Source organism: Vibrio sp. 1288, from assembly GCF_033344475.1.
This window is the reverse complement of record NZ_JAWPOX010001131.1, coordinates 1-516: the sequence shown is the minus strand read 5'-3', so window position 1 is coordinate 516 and position 516 is coordinate 1. Positions and strand designations below refer to the sequence as shown.

Below are 516 nucleotides of genomic sequence, written 5' to 3'. Positions count from 1 at the left end.
ACCTTACATCACAAGTTGTTTGGAACGTTGAAAATGCTGACATTGTTAACATCGACGAACGCGGTGTGATTACAGCGCTTAAAACAGGTGTTTCGGTCATTCGCGCAGACCTAGATGAGTTCAGTAGCGAAATGACCGTACAGGTTGTGGACGCGAAGTTGACCAACATTTACTTCGATCTGCCACATAAGGCGATTGCCAAAGGGCTAAGCTTTCAAGCGAAAGCTTACGGTGAATATACTGACAAACAAACCCGTGATATTAGCCATCTCGTAGAGTGGGATTCCACAGATTGTAGCGTTGTCATGCCAGGCACAAATGGTATTTTCACCGCACAAGATGAGGGTGACGCGGATATCTATGCCGAGCTTGATGGCTTAACCAGTACGCATGGTTCTATTACTGTCACGCCTGCGGTATTAGTGAGTATGGACATTTCGTCAACCGCACTGGAAATGCCGTTGGGCACACATAAGCCTTTGGTGGTCATGGGAACGTTGAGCGATGGTGAACAAG

At 47.1% G+C, this 516-nt stretch carries 1 pseudogene; it reads left to right on the top strand.

What is annotated here, in order from left to right:
• A pseudogene (locus tag R8O11_RS31285) lies at positions 1–516 on the top strand (hypothetical protein); the annotation flags it as partial.